This is a genomic window from Amycolatopsis pithecellobii (genome assembly GCF_009707865.1).
GTDB lineage: Bacteria > Actinomycetota > Actinomycetes > Mycobacteriales > Pseudonocardiaceae > Amycolatopsis_E > Amycolatopsis_E pithecellobii.
The window spans coordinates 147,392-165,088 of the sequence record NZ_WMBA01000004.1 but is presented as its reverse complement, the minus strand read 5'-3'; the positions used below and the strand labels follow the sequence as shown (position 1 = coordinate 165,088).

Sequence of the window (17,697 nt, the reverse complement as noted above, 5' to 3'; positions counted from 1 at the left end):
CTGTTCTGCGCGCCATGATTGTCAATTCCAGGGAAGCGCCACCATGATTGACCAACCCAGCGACCACGGCGGCACGCGCACTCCGAGCGGACGACTGCAAGCCTTCAGCGACGGAGTGTTCGCCATCGCCATCACACTGCTCGTACTGGACCTTGCGGTGCCGGCGCGCGACCAGGTCGGTGCGGGCGGACTCGGCTCCGCCCTGGCGCATCAGTGGCCGTCGTACTTCGCCTATCTGGTCAGCTTCCTGGTCATCGGCATCATCTGGGTCAACCACCACACCATGTTCAGCATGGTGAACCTGGTCGACCGGTCGGTCCTGTTCGCCAACCTCGGGTTGTTGCTCGTGGTGTCCGCGCTCCCCTTCCCGACCCGGCTGCTGGCCGAATACCTCACTGCGGGTGCGGATGCGCACATCGCCGCGGCCGTCTACAGCACCACCATGCTCGCGATGGGCGTCGCCTACAGCGTGCTGTGGATCGCCGTCACCCGCGACGTCGGGTTGCTGCACAAGCACGTCGACCCGGTCGCCGCCCGGGCAGCGCTGCGCCGATTCGGCCTCGGCAACATCGCCTACCTGGCCACCATCGGCCTGTCGTTCGTCAACGCGATCGCGACCCTGGCGGTGCACGGGGCGCTGGCGCTCTACTACTGCTTCGACCAGCTCGCAACACCGCACGCCGGACGGCCCGATGACGACACGGGCTGAGTAATAGCCGAGGGCCACGATCGCGAGCACTACCGCCAGCTGCCCGCGCACTTCCGGCGGCGCGCCCCATCGAGACCTGTGGTGGCGGGTAGTCCACGACGGCGGTCGGCGAGGGTTTTCCGCGGTTATGCTCGTCCGGTGGTGCACAACGACGTCAGGCCCGCCGAGCCGGCCGGGCTCGACGCGGAGGTCAGGCGTATCGCGGCGGGGGCGCGGCCGGACAAGGCACGGCGCTTGGCCGATCTCATCCGTCGACGGGCCGAGGTCCAGCACGTCACCTTGGCCGCTGTCGACCGCCGCGAAGGCCGCGTGCTCGCCGTCACCGGCACGGACGTCATCCGGCCCGGAGCCGTCGTCCTCCCCCAGCAGTCGACCCGCCTGGAGGCGGTCACAGCGGGACGAACCTGGGCGTCGGGCGACTTCGTCCGCGAACCGGGTTTCGACCGGCTCCTCGACCGGATAGCCAAGATAGCCGGCCACCGCGCCGGATGTGCAATTCCGATCGCCGTCCAGGACCGGACCGGCGGCGCCGTCCTGCTGTCCTCGTGCGACCACCGCGCCTCCTGGGATGCGATCGCCCGTGGCATCACCGCTGCCGCACCCACCCTGGCCACAGCACTGGGCCTCGCCCCGGCCCACGTACTCCGCGTGCTCGTCCTGCATCGGGACATGCTCGCCGCCGAAGGACTGGCCCGTATCCTCGAGCACGGTCTCGACGCCGAAGTCCGGCTGCTCCACGGTCCGCATGCGCCGCAGCTGCCCGATTCCCCGGCATGGGCAGACGTCATCGTCACCGACCGCGAATCCCGGATGGTCAACGGTTCTCCCATCGTCATCGCCAGACACTGGCCGAAGAAACGGATTCTCGCAGCCGTCAAGCAGGCCAAGCCCAAGCCGGCGACAACCGGACCGGCACCTGCAGCGCCGGCGTTGACCCCACGCGAACTCGACCTGGTGCGCGAACTGGACTCCGGGTCGTCCTACCACCAGATCGCCCGGCAGCTCGGACTGACGACCCAGACCGTGCGCACCTACTCGAAGTCGCTCTACACCAAGCTGGATGCGCACTCGCGCGGCGAAGCCGTCTTCCAAGCACGGCTACAGGGACTGCTTTAGCGAACCCCCACAAATGTGGCTGCCGGGCACACGCCGGGAAGTACATCCTGGATGACCGCCGCGGAAATGCGGGAAGTCCACCCCCAGGGAGCGTCGTGCGCCTCGCCAGCTTCGGGCCCTCGCAGGGCGAAAGTCCGGGCATCCTACTCGATGACCGGCTACTCGATGTCCGTCGCGCGCTCGCGCGGCGCGGACATCATGCTGTCGGCACACCGACCGATCTGATCTCGTTGCCATACTGGCGAGAGATGGCCGCCCTGCTCGTCGAGGAAGCCGAAGACACCGACCTGGTGCCGGTGTCGGGCACGCGTATCGGGCCGCCGATACCACGCCCCGGCCAGGTGATCCTCATGGGCGCCAACACCTATTCCCACATCACGGAGGCAGCGGCCATCTCCGGCGGAGTGCCGCCCCACCGGCCGATGGCAGTCGGAAAGGCATCCGGAACGGTCGTCGGACCAGCCGACGACGTCGTGCGACGGCCGGGCGTGGAGACCCTCGACTACGAAGTGGAGCTTGGCGTGGTCATCGGGACTGCTGCCCGCGACGTCCCCGAGGAGCGGGCCCTGGACGTCGTCGCCGGGGTGACCGTCGTCAACGACATGTCCGACCGTGACCTGCAACGTGCTGTCCACGAGGATCACGAGTTCTACCGCAACCCCTACCTCGGGAAAAGCTACGACGGTTTCTGCCCCAGCGGCCCGGCGCTGGTCACCCTCGACGAGCTGGACGATCTCCGAGACCCGGCCGCGATCCGGCTCCGTACCTGGGTGAACGACGAACTCCGCCAGGATTCGGACCTGACGGACCTCGTGTTCGACGTGCCGCGGATCATCTCCTACCTCTCCACGGTGCTCACGCTCATGCCCGGGGATCTCATCTGCACCGGCAGCCCGGCGGGAGTAGCGGCCTTCCGGAACCCGCCGCTCTACCTTCAACCCGGTGACCTGGTCCGGACCGACATCACCGGACTCGGCGGTACGGCGAACCGGATCATCGCCGCCCCGCAGCCGACCACGAGTGAGAAGGGAACACACCGGTGAGCGCACCAGCCCTCAACGGCATCCACCACATCCGGATCCCGGTCAGCGACCTGGACACCAGCCGGACCTGGTATCAGCGCGTTCTCGACGCCACCTATCGGCCCGAGTTCAACCACTACGCGCCGGACGGCACGCTCACCGCCTACATCCTCGAGGTCCCCACCCTGCCGATGATCGAGCTACGCCTGGCGCCGCTGACCGCCGCCGGCTGCAAAGGGTTCGACCCGCTCATCTTCTCCGTCCCCGGCCGCTCCGATATCGAGGCGTGGATCCGGCACCTGGACGCCGAAGGCGTCGAGCACTCCCCCCAGCTGCGCGGCCTCCTCGGCTGGACCCTGGTGTTCCTCGACCCCGACGGGCTCGCACTGCGGGTGTACACCGAAGAGACCCACGAATGGGACCACGCCACGGCGGACCTGCACTCGCCATGGCTGTACACCTCACGCGACGCGCAGCCCCCCACCCCCGGCTGAGCCCGCATCACCGCAATTCAGCCCGGACCATCTGTAACGCGCCGGCCCACGACTCGAGTTGGTCGAACAGGGTTGCCGCGGCCTCCCCGTGCTCGGGGGCCGGCTTGAAGACAGAGAAACCCTCAAAGTCCGTGAAAACCGAGAAGGAGACCTGCTGACGGACGTGCGCGATCTGAAGTTCACTGCAGATCGCGCGGAGATGTTCGATCGCCCGGGCGCCACCCAGGGTGCCGTAGGAGACGAAGGCCGCCGCCTTGTTGTGCCACTCGGCATACAGGTAGTCGATGGCGTTCTTCAGCACGCCCGAGGTGGAGTGGTTGTATTCCGGGCTGACGAAGACGAACCCGTCATAGGCGGCGATCGTCGCGGCCCAGGCCTTGGTGTGCGCCCCCGAGTACTGCCCCAAGGCCGGCGAGAGGGCCTCGTCCAGATGCGGCAGTGGGTAGTCCGCCAAGTCCACCAGTTCGTACTTCGCGCCGGTGCGCATGCCGGCCTTGTCCAGAACCCAGTCGGCCACGGCCTTGCCGTTACGGCCGGGCCGGGTGCTGCCGACGATGATCGCGATCTTCAGGTCGCTCATGGGCGCTGACTCTCCTCGCTAAAATCTCGAGATTATTTCCTTGTCATGATACTATGTCCTCAATCTCGCAATAGCGAGCCAACTTCGAGAAATATTCGGGAGGTCTTCCATGGCCGGCAAAGCAGCCGAGCGCAGGCGAGTGACGCTCACCTTCGACAACGGGCCGACCCCGGGCGTGACCGACAAGGTGCTCGACGTGCTGGCGGCCCATCGCACGCTCGCCACGTTCTTCGTGGTCGGCACCCAGCTGCAGCAGCCGGGCGGCCTGGCCCTCGCGCGGCGGGCGGCGGCGGAGGGGCACCGCATCGGCCATCACACGGCCACCCACACCGTCCAGCTCGGCGCCGCCGAGGATCCTGACGACGCGGTGGCCGCGGAGATCATGGCCATCGAGGACGACATCGACGCGCTGGCCGGTACCAGCGAGACCGAAGGCGAGCGCCTGTTCCGGCCGAACGCCGCGGGCGGCGTCCTCGACAAGCGTGTGTTCAGCCCGGAGGCCGTGCGGTATCTCGAGCAGCATCGCTACACGTGCGCGCTGTGGAACTGCGTGCCGCGCGACTGGGAGAACACGACAAGCTGGGTGGACCACGCTCTCGCGTACGTGGCGCGCACCGACTGGTCCGTGGTGGTCGTCCACGACCTGGACACCGGGGCGATGGACCGGTTGCCGGCGTTCCTGGCCGGACTGGCCGCGATGGACGTCGAGACCGTCACCGAATTCCCCGACTCCTGTGTCCCCATCAGGCAAGGCCGGCTACGGCATTCCCTGGCCCACCTCACCAACGGGGCCGGGTAACCCGGCTTACCACGGCACACCTACAGCTGGAGTCACCTATGCGTATCGCCAACGTCGACGGCCGTCTGACCCTTCTCACCCCTGACGGTCCCGTGGATGTCGCCACCGCGAGCGGCGGCCGATTCGGGCCGGATCCGCAAGCCGCCTACGAATCGTTCGACGACCTTCGCCGATGGGCACAGGACCAAGGCGGACCAGCCGCCGGCGCCGAAACCGGCATCGGAGACCCGCGGCTTCTCGGCCCCGTGGCGCCCGCCCCTCGTCAGGTCTTCGCCATCGGAGTCAACTACCGGGATCACGCCGCCGAGGGGGGCCTCGGCACTCTGCCCGATGAGCCGATGGTGTTCACCAAGTACCCCAGCTCGTTCTCCGGACCCGTCACCGACGTGCCGCTGCCCGCCGGATCCGTCGACTGGGAGGTCGAACTGGTGGCGATCGTCTCGCGCACCGCGCGCGGCGTGGACTCCTCCCGTGCGTGGGAGTACGTGGCCGGCCTGACCGTGGGGCAGGACCTGTCCGAAAGGCAGCTGCAACTACGCGGGCCGTTGCCGCAGTTCAGCATGGCCAAATCGCATCCTGGCTTCTCCCCGACCGGTCCGGTGCTGGTCACGCCCGACGAGCTGCCCAACCCGGACGACTTGGAGATCGGCTGCGCCGTCAACGGCGAACAGGTGCAAAAAGCACGGACCACCAGCATGATCTTCCCGGTCCCGCAGCTGGTGGCGTATCTGTCCACGATCGTCACCTTGTACCCGGGGGACGTGATCTTCACCGGGACACCGTCCGGGGTCGGCGCGGGCCGCACCCCCCAGCGCTTCCTGCGTCCCGGCGACGAGCTGAGCAGCTGGGTCGAAGGCATCGGCGAGCTCAAACAGCGATTCGTGTGAGCCTGCCAAGCGGCCGCCAAATCTCGAGATAGCGCCATCTTCCCGCGCCAACGGTTCAGTCCCGCAGTTGGATATCATGGTTCCATGTCCAGCCAAATCTCGACGACCCGGTCTGCGCTTGTCTACGAGGAGGTCCGCAAGGAAATCCTGCGTGGAACGCTCCCGCCTGGCTCCCGGCTCCGCTTCGTCGATTTGGCCGACCGTTTCACCGTCAGCCAGTCGGTGGTCCGCGAGGCGCTGATGCGCCTGGCCGAGCAAGGCCTGGCCGTCGCCTTGCCACAGCAGGGGTTCCGGGTCCGGACACTGAACCTGAGCGACCTCAACGAGATCACCGAAGCCAGGATTGAGATCGAAAGCCTGGTCGTGCGCCGCGCGATCGCGCACGGCGACCTTCAATGGGAGTCGTCGGTGATCGCCGCACACCACACCCTCGCCCATACCCCGGCAACGACGGAAACCGGCGAAATCAGCGAAGACTGGGTCGATGCGCACGAGGCGTTCCACCACGCGACCCTGCAAGGGTGCGGGAACGCCCAACTCCTGTCCATCGCGACGTCCTTGCGCGAAACGGCGTCGCTCTACCGGTGGTGGTCCGGGTCGATGGCCCCGGACCCCGAGCGCGACGTGGCGCTCGAGCACCAGCAGATCCTCGACGCCGTGGTTGCCCGCGACGAAATGAATGCGGCCTGCCTCATCGCGCAGCACATCCAGCGCACCACCGACGCACTGAACAAGAAGGCCGGCCAACCCGAAGTACGCAGCTGACCTTCCCCTACGTTCGTGCCGCGGGCATGGCTTCTCGATCCCACGAGCCCTCGATACCGACCTCGCGCAGGACGTACTTCTGGACGCGCTCGGTGGCGGTCTTGGGCAGCTGATCCACGTAGCGCACGTATCTGGGCACCATGAACGGTGCCATGTGCTCACCGCAGAAGGCCACGAGTTCCGCGGGATCGAGCTCGCCCGAGCCCGGCTTCAGCACGATCACGATCATGACGTCCTCCTCGCCGAGTGGTGAGGGAACACCGATCGCAGCACTCTCGGCGACAGCCGGATGAGAGTTGACGACTTGTTCGACCTCATAGGAGGAGATGTTCTCGCCGCGGCGGCGGATCGAGTCCTTGAGCCGGTCGAGGTAGACGAAATACCCGTCGGGGTCACGCCTTCCACGATCCCCGGAGCGGAACCAGCCATCGTTCATGGCGGCCTCGGTCGCGGCGCTGTCCTTGAAATAGCCGCGGAACAGGATGTGGGGCCGCTTGCTCCGGATCACGATCTCGCCGGGCTCGCCGTCGGCCGCTTCCGTTCCGTCGCTCCTGACGACCCGCACTTCCGCCCAGCTCGTCGGCAGGCCGAGCTTTCCGACCCGGATGTCGTCCGGTGGGTTCCCCAGGCAGAACGTGGCCGTCTCGGTGAGTCCGTAGATCTCCAGAATCCGCAGGCCGAAGCGCTTCTCGAAGGCCGGCCACAACGGCTCGGGGGCGGCCCCGCCCACCGCCAGCCGCACCCGGTGCTCCGCGTCGTCCGTCCGCGCGGGCTGCTTCGCGATCATCGTCAGCATCGCGCCGATGTAGTTGAACACCGTCGCGCCGGTGCGGCGCAGGTCATCGAGGAATCCGGACGCGCTGAACCGCGGAGCCAGCACCATCGGCCGCCCGGACAGGAGGGAGCCGCAGGTGGTCAGCATCTGCGCGTTCACATGGAACAGCGGCAGGCTGGTGTACAAGACGTCATCGTCACGGACCCGGACATACCTGTGCATGAACTCGTACGCCGCGGTGGAGTAGGCGTTATGACAGTTCAGGACGCCCTTCGGGGGACCTGTGGTCCCTGACGTGTACAGGATCGACGCCAGATCCGCGGAGGAAACGGCCGGCAACCGCGGCACGGCGTACGAGCCCGCGAGGAACTCGGTGAGGGATGGCCATCCCGGAGATGCCGCACCCCGAACGAAACAGAGCACTGGGGCGCCGCCGTCGGGCAGCGCCGCGCTCAAAGCCGGGACGACGGACTCGTCGGCGACGATCACCCGCGGTTCACTGTGCTCGATGACGTAGCGGAGACCGTCGCCCTTGAGGCCCATGTTGACCGGCACGAACGCCGCGCCGAGAAGAGCCGCGCCGAACCAGATGTCGAGGAATTCCAGGCAGTTGGGGAGCATGATCGCGACCCGGTCTCCGCGGCCGACACCCGCCGTGGCTAGGGACGCTGCGGCCTGCTCCGCGCGGGCCCGCATCTGGCCGTAAGAGACCGACTCGTCCCCGAAGCGGACGAAGGGATCCTCGGGACTCGCTTCCGCCCGTCCAGCGAGCAGGGCGGGCAACGTCGTCGGCGTCACGGCGTCACCGATGTGCTCTTTCGGCGCCACTCCCGGACGGGAGGCGGCTCGACAAGGCTGTTGACGAGCCGTCCGAGACCCTCGACTTCGAGGACCACTTCATCGCCGGCAGTGAGCCACGGGTATTCGTCCGGGTTATTCGTCGCGGAAAGCTCGAGAATACAGCCGGTGCCCACTGTTCCCGACGCAATGAGATCGCCCGGCTTGACCCAGGTACCGCGAGACGAATACGCGACAAGCTCGGCAAAGCTCCAATACATGTCCGACAGATTTCCCTTGCTGTACTGCCGGCCATTGACGAACGCCTTCATCTCGAGATCGAAAGAATTGCCCTTCCGAAAGGGCTCCAGTTCGTCTTTGGTGACGAGAAAGGGGCCCGTCGTCATCGCCCAGTCCTTGGTCTTGAACGGACCGACCTGAAACTTCACCTCGTGCCCCTGAATGTCGCGCGCACTCCAGTCGTTGAAGATGCAGTAGCCGGCGATCAGCTCTTCCGCCTCGGTGACATCGACATCGGCACCCGCCCGGCCTACAACCGCCGCGACTTCGAGTTCATAGTCCAGCCACTGCGAACCGGCGGCGGCGGGAATCGTGGCACCGGAGCCGGTCAGACCATGCGGGTTGGTGAAATACACCATCGGGTGCTGGTACCAATTGTCGAAATCGAATGGCACGCGGAAGGCCGCGAATCCGGCGCGCAGATGTGCTTCGAACGAGGCCGAGTCTCGAATTGATGGTGGCTGAGGGATCGGTGCACACAGTTCGACATCTTCGACCGCAACAACCTCGCGGGGATCCCTGGTCGCCTTTTCGCCTGCCGCCGCCAGCGCCGAACCATCGTCGCCGAGGAGACCGAGGAGGCTCACCCCCTGTTCGAGGCCGAATATCCGGTCGTCGACGATCAGTCCGGCTCGTTGGGCGCGAGTCGCGGGAGAAATATAGGTGGCCCACTTCATGACTGATCGGCAGGCTGCTGCGGGCGCCAGGCGTTGTTGCTGGTGTGGTCGCCACCGAGCCAGCGAGCGAGGTCGGCGTGTGCCGTGCGCAGCCGCTCGGCGTTGATGTTCTCCACATCGGGATGGTCGACGGTGAATTCGAGCTGCAGCCCGTTGGGATCCACGGTGTAGAGCGACACGCAGTAGCCGTGATTGACCACGAAGGTGCTCGGTTCCGTGTAGCCGGCCTCGGCGAGGCGCTTGCGGATGGCGTCCTGGGTCTCCTGTTCCACCTTCAAGGCGACGTGGCGGATCGGGGTCGGGTTGATCTTCGTGTTGAATTCCCGCTGGTCCTGCGGGTCAGCCATCTGGAAGAAGGCCAGTGCGCTGCCGTCAGCCAAGCCGTAGAAGGTGTGGGAGAGGGCGCGCTCGGACCCGCCGACCTCCTCGATCTCGGTCCAGGTGGCGATCAGGGGCAGGCCGATCACATCCTCGTAGAAACGCCGATTGGCTTCCTGGTCGTCGACTATCCAGCCGTAGTGGTGGAGACGGAGTGGAAGTTGCGTGCTCATGAGGTGACCTCCGTTGGTCGAGTGGATCGTGGATGGGCGCATGTCCGGCACTGCGGCGCGCTGCTCTATCTCACGACCTTAAGCCGAGAGTTTCGAGAAGTCAACATAATCTCTAGATTCGGCAGTTGTCACGGTAAAGGTCCCGCGGCCGTCCCTTGTCCGCGCGGATGTGGTGCCCTTACCGTGCCGACATGATGCGGGAAATTCCCCGGGTCGAACTCGCCGACGCGACGGCCGCGTCGGCGACCCGGCGGCGTGAGTTCGGCGAGACCGTGGAGCGCGGGTTGCGCGAAATCGGCTTCGTCTTCGTCCACACTCGAAATGTCGCGCGGATGCTGCCCGCGGCCTATGCCGCATATGCCGACGTATTCAGCCGTCCGGCCGACGAGCTCGAGCGGTACCGGCGGCCCGGAATTCACCACCTGCGCGGCTATACCCCACTCGGCGTCGAAACGGCCGCGGCCTGCCGGCGCTCCGGAATGGACGGTGAGCCGCAACCCGACCAGCGGTCATGCTGGCTCATCGGCCCCGAATCGATCACCGACCCCACACTCCCAGTGCGTTTCCCGGCCTTCTACGCCGACAACGTCTGGCCCGAAAACGCCCCGGCGTTCCGCGACCACACGCTCTCCTTGTTCGACGCCCTCAACGAGGTGGGCCTGGCGATCCTGCACGCCCTCGAACCACAGCTGGGCTGTCCCGACGGCTACTTCGCCGACCTCACCCGGGACGCGAGCACGGCACTGCGACCGCTGTGCTATCCACCGATCACCACGGATCAGGTCGGACAAGTCGTCTGGGGCTGCCGGCACACCGACGGGAACCTCGTATCCGTCCTTCCGCCCTCGACCGGCAAGGGTCTCAAGGTCAAACTCCGCGGCGGCGGCTGGATCGAAGGCACCGCCCCCCAGGATCACACGATCGTCCAGGTCGGGGACATGTTGCAGTACCTCACCGGCGGCCACCTGCGATCCGCCGTGCACCGCATCGACACGCCTGCTACCCCGACCGGCCACAGCCGGTACTCCAGTCCGCTGTTCATCTACCCACGCGCCGACGTCGATCTCCAGCCGGCGCAACGCTGGCGTGCCGACCCACGGAAATACCCGTCGATCACCGCCGCGGAATTCTTCGAAGCCCGGCTGCGATCGACCGGGCTGAGCGCCACCCTGAACTGACACCTGCCTCGCGCGGCCCCTCATTCTTGTCATTCTTGGCGAGGCGCGGGAACTTCGAAGGCGTTGAGCAGCGCCGCGGTCGCGAGGTAGATGCCGATGACGTTGACCAGGTCGAGCACTCCGTGCCGACCGACCGCTTGAATCGCGCGATCGTAGGTTCCGGTCGAGACCGAGTGCTCGCGGACGAGTTCGTCGGTGAAGCGATGCACGACGGCCTCGACCGCGGAGAGCCGATCGGTCGTCGTGCCGCTGATGATCGAGGTGATCACCTCCTCGGCGACACCCACGTGCCTCGCGACCGCGGTGTGGGCGTAGATCTCGTAGCCGCTGTTCCACGCGGTTGCGACGGTGAGGATCGCGATTTCGCGCAGCACCGGGGTCAAGCTTGATCCGGCCTGATCGTCGAGGACCCAAGCCATGAACGCCCGTCCCGGTCGCGGCCTGTGCACGAAGGCGTTGAACGGACCGATGAGATCGCCCTCCGCCGTCGTCACCGCCATACCGGACGGTTGCGCCCACGGCACGACCACGGCCCGGAGCTCACGTTCCCACGCGGATTGGCCGGCATCCATGGGGCCACTGCGCACCAGGGGCAGCCGCCCACCCCAGGCGACGTCGCCGTCGCCTGGGGTGCAGTCGGTCGTCATGACGAGGCGAACGGGGTGATGAGGTCGGCCAGCTTCTCCGGCGCTTCCATCGGGACGAGATGCCCGGCGTCGATGGTGACGATCTCGGCGCGGGTCAAGCTGGGGAGCGTTTCCTTGCGTTGCATCTCCAAGCCCCAGACGGGGTCGAAGTCGGCGACGATCAGCAGCGTCTCGATGTCGATGGGGGCGCAGCGATTGGTCCAGTCCTCGTAGACGCCCTCTTCCAGCCAGGCGTCCCACGCGTGGCGGTTCACGCGCAGGTAGTCCTCGCACGCCCGGTCGAACACCTCAGCCGGGAGCGGCAGGGCGCTGCGGTCCCGGACGAACTGCTCGGCGTCGGCGCGATCCCGGGCGCTCGCCTTGAGAGATTCCCGAAGCTGCGGCCCGCCGACCTCCTGGCCCAGCGGGGTCGGGGTGAGCAGGATCAGCTTGGCGGGCGGGTTTTTCAGGCCCAGCGCCTTGCCCTCCCGGCTGGCGAGGATCTGCATCACCTTGCCGGTCATCGAGTGCCCGAGCAGGACGTAGTCGGTCAGCTCGAGTTCGTTGATCGTGGCCGCGAACTGCCTTGCCATCTGGCGCATCGTGTATCCGGGGATGTCGGCCGCCTCGCCGTGTCCCGGTGCGTCGATCGCCACGGTGCGGAAATGCCGGGACAACAGCGGCGTGGCTTCGACCCATTCGCGCCGCGAGAAGCTGAACGAGTGCGACATCACCAGGGTGCGCCCGGGAACCGCCGGGGTCCCCTGTTGGGCGGTGTCGGTTACGGGAAGCATGGTGGGACCTCCGTCATTGATCGTGCGTGGGATGGGTGGTGAATCCGCGCAGCGCGGCGCGGGCGAGCTCCAGTGCCGTCTCGGCATCGATCTGCCGGCCGAGCAGCATCCGGAAGGTCGTGGGCCCGAACAGCAGGTCGATCATGAGGTCGGCATCGACGTGCGGATCGAGCTGACCGAGGTCGACGCCGCGCTTCCACAGCGCGCGCAACGCCTCCCGCCGCGGGGCGAAGAACCGTTCGTTGAGCAGGTCGGCGGTGCCGGGTTCGAGGACTGCGGCGGCGATGAGCTCGACGAAGACCCGGCCGTCGCGGCCCTGGTACTGCCCGGCCAGCGCGGTCACCGAACCCAGCAGGTCGGCAGCCGTGTCCGCGGTCTCGGCCAGTGGCACCTGGTGGGCGATGTGCGCGGCGAAGGCGTCGATCGCGAGGGCGGTGCGCTGCGGCCAGCGCCGGTAGATCGTCGGCTTGCTCACCCCGCTGCGCTTGCTCACCGCCTCCACGGTGCACGCGGCCACGCCGCCTTCCAGCAACAACTCCGTGGCCGCCTCGAGTACACGACTCTCCAGGGTGGTGTCCCGCGGCCGGCCGCGAGGTCGCCGGGCCTCGCCGGTGGTCACGGCCGTCCCGTGTTCTGCAGGGCGCCGTACCGGTCACCCGAGACGCGATCGGCGAGCGGTTCCAGCTGGGCCAGCACCTCGTCGTCGAGCTGCACGTCCGACGCCGCGACGTTCGCAGCGACGTGTTCCGGGCTGCTCGTACCGGGGATGGGGACCACGGGGATCCCGAGCCCGCGGTTGCGGGCGTGCACCCAGGCGAGCGAAAGCTGGGCGCCGGTGATCCCCCGTTCCCCGGCCAGCGCGCTCACCGCGGCGGCGAGACGCTGGTTGTTGACCGCGTTTTCGCCCTGGAAACGGGGATGACCCCGTCGGGAATCGTTGTCCCCCAGCGTTGACGGGTCGACCTCGCCGGCAAGCAGCCCACGGCCCAACGGCGAGTAGGCGACCAGACCGGCCCCCAGCTCGGCCATGGCCGGCGCGAGGGCCTCGACCTCCCGGGACCACAGGGAGTATTCGCTCTGGACGGCGGTGATCGGATGCACCGCATGTGCCCGCCGGAGCTGGTCGGCGTCGACTTCGCTCAACCCCAGGTAGCGAACCTTGCCGGCCGTGACCAGCTCCGCCATCGCCCCGACGGTCTCGGCCAGGTCGACATCCTGCGGCGGCCGGTGCAGGTAGTAGAGGTCGATCTGATCGACACCCAGCCGCAGCAGCGACGCCTCGCAACTGCGGCGGACGTAGTCCGGTTCCCCGCGAACCCGGCGTCGATGATCTCCCGCCGAGCGGTCGACCCCGAACTTCGTACTCACCACAACCCGGTCGCGGTGGCCGGCGATTGCCCGTCCCAGCAGCACCTCGTTGTGCCCTGCACCGTAGATGTCGGCCGTGTCCAGCAAGGTGACACCCAGGTCGAGTGCCTGGTGCACGGTCGCGATCGACCGATCCCAGTCCCTCGGGCCGTAGTGCTCACTCATGCTCATACAGCCCAGTCCCTGAGCGGAGACAACAAGCTGTCCCAGCGTGGCCGTCTGCATCAGTGCCTCCTTTACGTTACGACACGTAAATTAGAGCACTCCGAACCACCCGAGTCAAGGCGCCTGCTCCGCCATCGAGGACAGCAGCTCGCTCATGGGTTAGGGAAACGGCCGTCCGGCCAGGGAGATGACGCAGGTTCTCAATCGGGCCGGTGATGCTTCGCACGGGGCCGAGCCGACCGCCGCGTGCGTGCCCCACCCTCCACAAAGGACCTGCGTTCTCCCTCGCCGCCGAAACCGAGATCTTCGCGGGAGAGCATGCGCAACTCGCGCGCCCGCAACGCTCAACTCGCGCCCGGCCAACCCGCAACTCGCGCCCAGGCAACGCTCAACTCGCGCGGTGGCTGGGGGTTACGGGATTCGCTGGATTGCGATGCCGCCCGTCTCGGGCAGGGTGCGGAAGCGGTAGCCGGGGGCGACGGCGCAGGTGGAGTCCTCCTGCACCAGGATGGCGGGGCCCTTGATCCAGTCTTCGTGGTGAAGGTCGGGCGCCGAGAACACCGGCGTCGGGACGGCTTCGTGCCGCGTCCACCACACGGGCGTGTCCGGCGAAGCCAGGTCCACACCGGAACCCGAGGCGTACTGGAGTCGAAGACCGGAGCCGCCGACATCGATGGCGCACGTGACGCGGAGGCTGATCATCTGGATGTCCTCGCCCGTCACCCGGTACCCGTTGAGCTGTTCGTGCGACTCGCCGAAGCGATCGGCGATGAGATCCGCCGTCGTGTGCTCCCACGGGAGATCCGGAAGAGCCACCCGCAGCGTGTGCTCTTGGCCGCGATACCGCAGTTCCGCCTCGATACCCGCGCTCCAGTCTCCGGTCTCGCCCTGCTCGTCCCGCCATGCCAAGGCCTCGGCCATCAGGACCTTCGCGGTGTCGGAAAGCTGGTTGACGGTCGCCGGGCTCACGTCGACCACGAAGGACCGCATGAACTCCTTGCGCAGGTCCGACACGAGCAGGCCCATCGCACTCAGCATGCCGGGATGCGCCGGGACGATGACCTCCTCGATGCCCAGCTCCCCCGCCAGTGTGGTGGCATGCAGCGGCCCAGCGCCACCGTAGGCGACCAGGGTCAGGGCCCGCGGGTCGATGCCGCGCGCCACCGTTGCCCGCCGGGCGGCGAGCGCCATGTTGGTGTTGACCATGTCGAGGATGGCATGGGCCGCGCTGATCACGTCGAGGTCGAGCGGGGCGCCCACCGACCGTTCGACGGCGGCGATCGCCAGGTCCCGGTCGACGCCGAAGGAGTTGCCGAGCCGGGCCGCGGCGGGCAGCGTCCCGAGTACGACATGCGCGTCGGTGACCGTGGCTTCGGTCCCGCCCTTGTTGTAGGCGGCAGGCCCGGGTACCGATCCGGCGCTGCGCGGGCCGACCTGCAGGCGCCCGCCCTGATCGATCCACGCGATGCTGCCGCCGCCCGCACCGATGGCCTCCAGCGCGACGGTCGTGCCGAGTACCGGCAGATCCTGGAAGTGGCGGATGTTCACGACATCCGGTGCGCCGGACCGGATCACCCCGATGTCGGCGCTGGTGCCACCCATGTCGAACGTCAGCAGGTCGGCCCGGTCGTGCCGCTTGGCAAGGTTGATGGCGCCGAGCACCCCGCCCGCGGGACCCGAAAGCAGTGTCCGCGTGGGGTGGACGGCCGCCTCCGACATCCGGACGACGCCCCCGGAGGATTCCATCACGTACGGTTCACCGACCACTCCGGCCGACCGTGCCTGGTCGGTGAACCTGCCGAGGTAGGTCGTCATCGTCTCGCCGAGTGCCGCATCCATGACGGCGGTCGCGAACCGTTCGTACTCGCGGAACTCCGGCACCGCCGACGCCGACGTCCACACGTCGAGGTCGGGGAACGCTCGCCTGATCCAGGCCGCGGCCTCGCGTTCGTTGGTGTCGTTGGCATACGAGTGCAGAAAGGCAACGCAGACGGCGGTCGCACCTCGGGCCACCAGCGTCTCCGCCGCGGCGACGACTTCACCGCGATCGGGTGCCGTCAAGACCTGCCCGGTGTAGTCGGTGCGCTCGGTGACTTCGAGGCGCCGCTCTCTCTCGACCGGTACCCAGCGCGGTGTGAAGTCCAGCCGGTACAGCGTGTTCCGGGTCTGCCGTCCGATCGCGAGGACGTCGCGGAAGCCGGCGGTCGTGATCAGCCCGACCACACCGAGTTGCCGCTCGATCATCGCATTCGTCGCCACCGTGGTGCCGTGGATGAGGGCGCTCACGTCGGCACCGGCCTTCCCGGCCTTGTCCAGTACGGCTCGCACAGCGGACTCGATCACCGCGGACGGGTCCGGATACGAGCTGGGTACCTTGGCGATGAACGTCCGGCCGCCGGACACGGCGAACACGTCGGTGAAGGTGCCGCCGATATCGATGCCGATCCTCACTTCGCGTCGCCTTTCTCCTTGTCGGTGCCGGTTTCGTCCTCCGTCTGCGGGCTGCCGAAGCCGCCGCCGCCGGCGGTCATCGCCCGGACGATGGTTCCCGGGCGCAGGGGGGTTCCGTTGTCGGACCGGGTGAAGGTTCGCGGGTGGTCCGATTCGGGGTCGAGCACGAACGCCAAGGGCAGGCCGCTCCCCCCGCCTTGCAACCCCCATGGACCGTTGTTCACCCGATCGCCTTTGACCAGCAGGCGGATGTCGTCGTTCAAGGTCTCCAGCTCACGGATGATGCCGATACCGCCACGAAACCGGCCCGCCCCACCCGATCCGTCGCGGAGCGCGTATTTCGTGACACGCAACGGATAGCTCTGCTCCACCGCTTCGACGGGGGTGTTCGCCGTGTTCGTGATGTGCGTCTGCACGGCGTCCTGGCCGTCCGCGGTGGGCAGTGCGCCCGCGCCCCCGGCGATGACCTCGGTGTAGGCGAACGGTCGTTGCCGGGTCGCGTCGTAGCCGTTGAAGGCCATGGCGGTGATCGAACCGTTGGACGCGGCCGGAATACGGTCCGGCAACGCCTGGCTGAACGCTCCCAATATCGCGTCGACCGCGCGCTGGCAGGAATCGGATCGCATGAAGACCGGTGCGGGCGCGACGGAATTCAGCAGGGATCCGCGTGGAATGGTGATCTCGACAATCCGGTAGAACCCCGCATTCGCCGGAAGAGTGGGGTCCAGGATGGTCTTGATCGTGTAGTAAACGGACGCCTCCACCGCGGCTCGTGCGGTGTTGATCTGGCCGGCCACCTGACCGGCGGTGCCGGTGAAATCGACCGCGATGCGCTCGTCGTCGATCTCGATCGCCACGCGAATCGGGATGTCGACCGTGCCTGCTCCGTCGGAGTCCATCCGGTCGGCGAATTCGAAGCGCCCCTTGGGCATTTCCTGTAACGCCGCGCGGGCCTGGGCCTCGGCTTTGTCGAGCCACACGTGGGTGGCCTCGACCACGGCGCCAGGGCCATAACGTGCCAGCAGCGCGTCGTAGCGGCGCACGCCCAGCGACACGGCGGCGAACTGGCTCCGGAGATCACCGAGACGTTCGGTGGGTACGCGAGTGTTGAGCTGGATCAGCCGGATCAGCGCTTCGTCGAGGACACCGCGATCGACGATCTTGAGAATGGGCAGCCGCAGGCCTTCGGAGTAGATGTCCGGCGCGACGCCCAGCGAACCGCCGAACTCGGCATGGTGGGCGACCGCCGCGGCGAATCCCACCAACTCCCCCGCGACGTGCAACGGCGCCACCACCGAGACGTCCGGCAGGTGTGTGCTGCCCCCGAGGTATGGGTCGTTGGAGATGAAGATATCGCCGGGATGAATGTCCCCGTCGTACTGCGCGACGATCCCCGGGATGAACCCGATCATCGAGCCCATGTGGATCGGGATGTGTTCGGCCTGTGCGATGGAATGACCGGAAGTGTCCAGCAGCGCTGTTGTGCAGTCACGCCGCTCTTTGATGTTGGGAGAGTAGGCGGCTCTCATCATGGCCACCCCCATCTCCTCGGAGATGGCGACCAGGTGGTGACCGATGATGTCGACGGTCACCGAATCCAGTTCGGACTGTGTCATCTGGGATGAATCCTTCACGTTTTCCGATGTGAGGCTAGCGTGCGATT

The 17,697-nt window shown here is 67.3% G+C and carries 18 protein-coding genes; 8 read left to right on the top strand and 10 right to left on the bottom strand.

Translation table 11 applies throughout. From position 1 onward, the window contains the following. Positions 1–43: 43 nt before the first annotated feature. From GKO32_RS04560 to GKO32_RS04545, 4 genes are all read left to right on the top strand, one after another. Entirely contained in the window at positions 44–709 is a 666-nt protein-coding gene (locus GKO32_RS04560; protein ID WP_208024272.1) for a TMEM175 family protein, read from the top strand. Positions 710–847: 138 nt separating this feature from the next. Continuing rightward, positions 848–1,825, top strand: a complete 978-nt coding sequence (locus GKO32_RS40050; protein WP_154755495.1) for a response regulator transcription factor — start codon at positions 848–850, stop codon at positions 1,823–1,825. 95 nt (positions 1,826–1,920) lie between these two features. Beyond that, entirely contained in the window at positions 1,921–2,868 is a 948-nt protein-coding gene (locus GKO32_RS04550) for a fumarylacetoacetate hydrolase family protein (RefSeq protein ID WP_154755494.1), read from the top strand. Beyond that, a complete protein-coding gene (locus GKO32_RS04545; RefSeq protein WP_208024271.1) occupies positions 2,865–3,341 on the top strand; it encodes a VOC family protein in 477 nt (158 codons plus the stop codon). The genes GKO32_RS04550 and GKO32_RS04545 overlap by 4 nt, the downstream gene beginning before the upstream one ends. Before the next feature lie 7 nt (positions 3,342–3,348). On the opposite strand, the gene GKO32_RS04540 is transcribed toward GKO32_RS04545, so the two are convergent. Next, positions 3,349–3,921: an NADPH-dependent FMN reductase gene (locus tag GKO32_RS04540; protein ID WP_154755493.1), complete on the bottom strand. Its 573-nt coding sequence runs from the start codon at positions 3,919–3,921 to the stop codon at positions 3,349–3,351. 109 nt (positions 3,922–4,030) lie between these two features. On the opposite strand from GKO32_RS04540, the gene GKO32_RS04535 reads away from it, so the two are divergent. The 3 genes from GKO32_RS04535 (at position 4,031) to GKO32_RS04525 (ending at position 6,372) form a co-directional block, all read left to right on the top strand. Further along, the gene (locus GKO32_RS04535) at positions 4,031–4,720 is read left to right on the top strand and encodes a polysaccharide deacetylase family protein (RefSeq protein ID WP_154755492.1); all 690 of its coding nucleotides are present in this window, start codon (positions 4,031–4,033) and stop codon (positions 4,718–4,720) included. A 38-nt stretch (positions 4,721–4,758) separates the two neighbouring features. After that, positions 4,759–5,607 carry a fumarylacetoacetate hydrolase family protein gene (locus GKO32_RS04530; protein WP_154755491.1) on the top strand — a complete coding sequence of 283 codons (849 nt, stop codon included), beginning with the start codon at positions 4,759–4,761 and terminating at the stop codon, positions 5,605–5,607. 84 nt (positions 5,608–5,691) lie between these two features. After that, complete coding sequence (locus tag GKO32_RS04525; protein WP_154755490.1) at positions 5,692–6,372, top strand: GntR family transcriptional regulator; 681 nt, start codon at positions 5,692–5,694, stop codon at positions 6,370–6,372. Positions 6,373–6,379: 7 nt separating this feature from the next. Here the strand turns inward: GKO32_RS04525 and GKO32_RS04520 are convergent, their stop codons facing one another. The 3 genes from GKO32_RS04520 to GKO32_RS04510 are packed head-to-tail and all read right to left on the bottom strand — an operon-like array spanning position 6,380 to position 9,452. Beyond that, a complete protein-coding gene (locus GKO32_RS04520) occupies positions 6,380–7,975 on the bottom strand; it encodes an ATP-dependent acyl-CoA ligase (RefSeq protein ID WP_154755489.1) in 1,596 nt (531 codons plus the stop codon). Next, positions 7,942–8,901 (bottom strand): fumarylacetoacetate hydrolase family protein, encoded by a 960-nt coding sequence (locus GKO32_RS04515; RefSeq protein ID WP_154755488.1) that lies wholly within the window; start codon positions 8,899–8,901, stop codon positions 7,942–7,944. Before GKO32_RS04515 ends, GKO32_RS04520 begins: the two co-directional genes overlap by 34 nt. Then, positions 8,898–9,452 carry a VOC family protein gene (locus GKO32_RS04510; protein ID WP_154755487.1) on the bottom strand — a complete coding sequence of 185 codons (555 nt, stop codon included), beginning with the start codon at positions 9,450–9,452 and terminating at the stop codon, positions 8,898–8,900. Before GKO32_RS04510 ends, GKO32_RS04515 begins: the two co-directional genes overlap by 4 nt. Positions 9,453–9,643: 191 nt before the next feature. On the opposite strand from GKO32_RS04510, the gene GKO32_RS04505 reads away from it, so the two are divergent. Beyond that, positions 9,644–10,630, top strand: a complete 987-nt coding sequence (locus tag GKO32_RS04505) for an isopenicillin N synthase family dioxygenase (protein WP_166459374.1) — start codon at positions 9,644–9,646, stop codon at positions 10,628–10,630. Positions 10,631–10,659: 29 nt separating this feature from the next. Here GKO32_RS04505 and GKO32_RS04500 read toward each other — a convergent pair whose 3' ends face one another. From GKO32_RS04500 to GKO32_RS04475, 6 genes are all read right to left on the bottom strand, one after another. Then, positions 10,660–11,277, bottom strand: coding sequence for a carboxymuconolactone decarboxylase family protein (locus GKO32_RS04500; protein ID WP_154755485.1), 618 nt, complete (start codon positions 11,275–11,277; stop codon positions 10,660–10,662). Beyond that, positions 11,274–12,050 carry an alpha/beta fold hydrolase gene (locus GKO32_RS04495; protein WP_166459373.1) on the bottom strand — a complete coding sequence of 259 codons (777 nt, stop codon included), beginning with the start codon at positions 12,048–12,050 and terminating at the stop codon, positions 11,274–11,276. Before GKO32_RS04495 ends, GKO32_RS04500 begins: the two co-directional genes overlap by 4 nt. Positions 12,051–12,063: 13 nt before the next feature. Further along, complete coding sequence (locus tag GKO32_RS04490) at positions 12,064–12,669, bottom strand: TetR/AcrR family transcriptional regulator (protein ID WP_154755483.1); 606 nt, start codon at positions 12,667–12,669, stop codon at positions 12,064–12,066. After that, the gene (locus GKO32_RS04485; RefSeq protein ID WP_154755482.1) at positions 12,666–13,643 is read right to left on the bottom strand and encodes an aldo/keto reductase; all 978 of its coding nucleotides are present in this window, start codon (positions 13,641–13,643) and stop codon (positions 12,666–12,668) included. Before GKO32_RS04485 ends, GKO32_RS04490 begins: the two co-directional genes overlap by 4 nt. A gap of 351 nt (positions 13,644–13,994) precedes the next feature. Continuing rightward, a complete protein-coding gene (locus GKO32_RS04480; RefSeq protein ID WP_154755481.1) occupies positions 13,995–16,034 on the bottom strand; it encodes a hydantoinase/oxoprolinase family protein in 2,040 nt (679 codons plus the stop codon). After that, positions 16,031–17,650, bottom strand: coding sequence for a hydantoinase B/oxoprolinase family protein (locus tag GKO32_RS04475; RefSeq protein WP_154755480.1), 1,620 nt, complete (start codon positions 17,648–17,650; stop codon positions 16,031–16,033). Before GKO32_RS04475 ends, GKO32_RS04480 begins: the two co-directional genes overlap by 4 nt. Between the last annotated feature and the right edge of the window lie 47 nt (positions 17,651–17,697).

Bases quoted from the DNA above. Each gene is read 5' to 3' on its own strand.
- GKO32_RS04560 (WP_208024272.1), top strand. From the start codon at position 44: ATGATTGACCAACCCAGCGACCACGGCGGCACGCGCACTCCGAGCGGA.
- GKO32_RS04540 (WP_154755493.1), bottom strand. From the start codon at position 3,921: ATGAGCGACCTGAAGATCGCGATCATCGTCGGCAGCACCCGGCCCGGC.
- GKO32_RS04535 (WP_154755492.1), top strand. From the start codon at position 4,031: ATGGCCGGCAAAGCAGCCGAGCGCAGGCGAGTGACGCTCACCTTCGAC.
- GKO32_RS04530 (WP_154755491.1), top strand. From the start codon at position 4,759: ATGCGTATCGCCAACGTCGACGGCCGTCTGACCCTTCTCACCCCTGAC.
- GKO32_RS04525 (WP_154755490.1), top strand. From the start codon at position 5,692: ATGTCCAGCCAAATCTCGACGACCCGGTCTGCGCTTGTCTACGAGGAG.
- GKO32_RS04515 (WP_154755488.1), bottom strand. From the start codon at position 8,901: ATGAAGTGGGCCACCTATATTTCTCCCGCGACTCGCGCCCAACGAGCC.
- GKO32_RS04510 (WP_154755487.1), bottom strand. From the start codon at position 9,452: ATGAGCACGCAACTTCCACTCCGTCTCCACCACTACGGCTGGATAGTC.
- GKO32_RS04505 (WP_166459374.1), top strand. From the start codon at position 9,644: ATGATGCGGGAAATTCCCCGGGTCGAACTCGCCGACGCGACGGCCGCG.
- GKO32_RS04500 (WP_154755485.1), bottom strand. From the start codon at position 11,277: ATGACGACCGACTGCACCCCAGGCGACGGCGACGTCGCCTGGGGTGGG.
- GKO32_RS04495 (WP_166459373.1), bottom strand. From the start codon at position 12,050: ATGCTTCCCGTAACCGACACCGCCCAACAGGGGACCCCGGCGGTTCCC.
- GKO32_RS04485 (WP_154755482.1), bottom strand. From the start codon at position 13,643: ATGCAGACGGCCACGCTGGGACAGCTTGTTGTCTCCGCTCAGGGACTG.
- GKO32_RS04475 (WP_154755480.1), bottom strand. From the start codon at position 17,650: ATGACACAGTCCGAACTGGATTCGGTGACCGTCGACATCATCGGTCAC.